4 protein-coding genes are annotated in these 2,914 nt (G+C 68.8%); 3 read left to right on the forward strand and 1 reads right to left on the reverse strand.

Annotated features, from left to right (window positions below; genetic code table 11):
- The 3 genes from JSV65_10925 to JSV65_10935 form a co-directional block, all read left to right on the forward strand.
- On the forward strand, window positions 1-951 hold a 951-nt coding region (locus tag JSV65_10925), incomplete at its 5' end, for a M20/M25/M40 family metallo-hydrolase (GenBank protein UCH33101.1).
- Between the two features lie 107 nt (window positions 952-1,058).
- Window positions 1,059-2,045, forward strand: a complete 987-nt coding sequence (locus JSV65_10930; protein ID UCH36752.1) for an ROK family protein — start codon at window positions 1,059-1,061, stop codon at window positions 2,043-2,045.
- Between the two features lie 88 nt (window positions 2,046-2,133).
- Window positions 2,134-2,535: a hypothetical protein gene (locus tag JSV65_10935; GenBank protein UCH33102.1), complete on the forward strand. Its 402-nt coding sequence runs from the start codon at window positions 2,134-2,136 to the stop codon at window positions 2,533-2,535.
- 88 nt (window positions 2,536-2,623) lie between these two features.
- On the opposite strand, the gene JSV65_10940 is transcribed toward JSV65_10935, so the two are convergent.
- Window positions 2,624-2,914, reverse strand: a 291-nt coding sequence (locus JSV65_10940; protein UCH33103.1) for a hypothetical protein, incomplete at its 5' end; no start/stop codon positions are given.

Consider the following 2,914-nt stretch of genomic DNA (forward strand, 5'->3'; position numbering starts at 1 on the left):
CGAGACACCCCCCTCGCGAGCGTCGCCGTCGGCAGCCCGATGATTGGCATCCACCCGCCTGCGGCCACGGTCGCTCCGTTCGGCGCATCGCAGGCGAGCCCGCGGCGCGACGGCGACCGGCTGTGGGGCCTCGGTGCATGTGACGCAAAGGGCTCGCTCGCCGCGATGATGGCCGCGCTGCGGGCGGCGCACGACAGTGGTGTTCCGGGCCGCCTCGACCTGCTGCTAACGCTCGAAGAGGAGGCCGCCGGGCGCGGCGCGCGCAGCGCGCTTGACGCGGGGTACAGATGCGACCACGTTATCGTCGGCGAGCCGACGGACCTGCACGTGCTCACGGCCCACGCCGGGCTGGTGTTCTTCGAACTCGAGGCCCGCGGTCAAGCGGCTCACGGAGCGACGCCGGAACGCGGCGACAATGCGATCGAGAAGACGATCGCGCTGATCACCGAGATGAGAGCGCGCGTGACGTCCTGGCCGGCGCACGAGGTCCTTGGGGCGCCCTCGTTCAATCTGGGCGCGCTGTGCGGAGGCGACCGGGCCAATCGCGTGCCTGACCGCTGCACGGCGGCGGTGGATGTTCGCGTAGTGCCGCCGGCGACGGCGGATGAAGTCGTTGACCGGGTCGAGGGCCTGCTGTGCGAGCCGCAGTGGCAGGGGATCACGGCGCGCACTACCAAGTACGGCGGGCCGCTGGACACGGACCGCGAGGCCGCATCGGTGCGCGCGCTGCTGGCCGCCGCACGGGAAACCGGGCGTGATGCAGGCGTCGTATCGTGGCGCGCGTGGACCGAGGCGGAGCGCTTTCAAGCGCAGCTCGGGATCGATGCGGTGGTGTTCGGGCCGGGCAGCCTCGCGCAGGCGCATACTGACCGGGAGTACGTCGAACTGGAGCAGGTGCGAGCGGCCGCGCGGATCTACTTCGAGGCGGCACGGGTGCTGTCGAGCGGGTAGCGGAGGTCTACCTCATACCAAGGAGCGGGACGCGTGGGATTTTTTCCGGGCGCGCCGAGTCGCAGGGCCGCAAGCGAGAGAACGTTGGAGACGCCGAGGTGAACACGATGCGAACCAATCACAATGCGAAGACGCCGAGCGATGTCGGCCCGGAGCGCGTGATTGCTCTCGACATCGGCGGCACGAAACTGGCGGCAGGCATCGTCGCGCGTTCCGGGGAGGTGCTCGCCAGCCGGCGGTTGGAGACTGACCGCAGCGCGCAGCCGCCCGCGATCATGGATACGCTGGAGTCCATGGGGCGCGGGCTGTTGGATGACACCGACGGACCGGCAGACGCCATCGGCATCAGCTACGGCGGGCCGGTGGACTATCATTCCGGCGTCACCGTCACCTGTCATCACCTCGATGGCTGGGAAGGGATCCACCTGCGCGACGAGATGGAAAGCCGCCTCGCCGCGCCGGCGTTCATGGACAACGATGCCAACGCGGCGGCTCTCGCCGAGGCCATGTTCGGCGCGGGCAAAGGGCATGACTACTTGCTCTACCTGACGGTGAGCAGCGGCATCGGCGGGGGCATCATCGCGGGCGGCCGCGTCTATCGCGGGGCGACCGGCATGGCGGGCGAAATCGGCCACACGACGGTGCTGCCCGACGGGCCGCAGTGCACGTGCGGCCGCCGCGGATGCCTGGAGGCGCTCGCCTCGGGATGGTCCATCGCGCGCCGCGCCCGCGAGGCGATAGCCGCCGGTGAGACCGACTCCCGGCTGGCGGCGATGGCCGACGAGGAGCCGCTCACCGCGCAAGCCGTTGCCGCTGCGGCGGTTGCCGGGGACGCGCTCGCCCTGCGCATCATCAACGAGACGGCCGAGTTTCTTGCCCTTGGCATCGGCGCGGCGGTGAACTTGCTCAACCCAACGCTGGTCGTCATCGGCGGCGGCGTGAGTAAGTCCGGCGCCGTGCTCTTCGACCCCCTGCGCGTGCGACTGCGCAACTACGTCCTCGATGCCAACTACGAAGCGATGAGCGTCGTCCCAGCGGCTTTGGGCGACGACGTGGGGCTGCTCGGCGGGGCGGCGCTGGCGTGGGAGGCCTAGAAACGGGCCGCTGGTAGAGTCGCGATGCAGGTGGGCGAAGCATCGGCGGGGTATATTCGTCAATGGCTGTCGTCGTGGAGGTGGAATAATGCCGGACGTCCCGATGTGCGAGCACCGCCGTGTCGAATTGGGTAGGCTCTATTGTGATCTCGCCACGCGCAGGGGCGAGCGCGCGACCAACGAGACGTTCAACCGCACGTGTGAGATGTGCAGGGTGGTTTCGGTCCGTGCGGCTCATCCATGCGCCCATCTCGACGTCGGCGTAGACCTCACCGAGCATCGCGAGCGCTCGACGCTTGACGCCTATCACCTCGCCTGCCGCGTCACCCGGCTTGACGTCGGGGATGCAGAGGCCTGCACTCCCGAATGCCAGTACTTCGAGCCGATTGCGGAAGACAAGCGCGAGGAATACGAGGCAGCGGCGGCACAGCGCGAGCGAGCGGCCCAAGCGGAGGCGGCACAACGCACAGGTCGTCGGGCGGACCTGTAACCGCCGCCGAGGCGGTTCTTCTTGTTTGGCGGCGCTCGCCTGCGGTTCAGTCCGTCCCCCGGTCCCGGTGGGCCGTGCAGCTTACTGCCTACTGCATGTAGCCGAAGCCCTTGAGAGTTTTCCTCACCTCCTCGGGCAGTTCCGTCGGCGCCCGTTCCCCCCGCCGCAGAGCCTGGCCCTCGGCACGGAGAGACCCTAGCGTGCCTTTCGGTTCGGCGACCAGTTCGCGTTCCTCAGGGACGCCTTTGCCGAGCAGGTTGCGCTCCTCCTTGGGGTCATCCCCGAGATCGAAGAAGTACCGAGGGACGTCGTTCTCCATGATCAGCTTGAAGCGCCCCCGGCGCAAGGCGGTCATGTGGATCCAGTGGTCGTGCTCCCA

The organism is Armatimonadota bacterium (assembly GCA_020354555.1).
Classification (GTDB): Bacteria; Armatimonadota; Hebobacteria.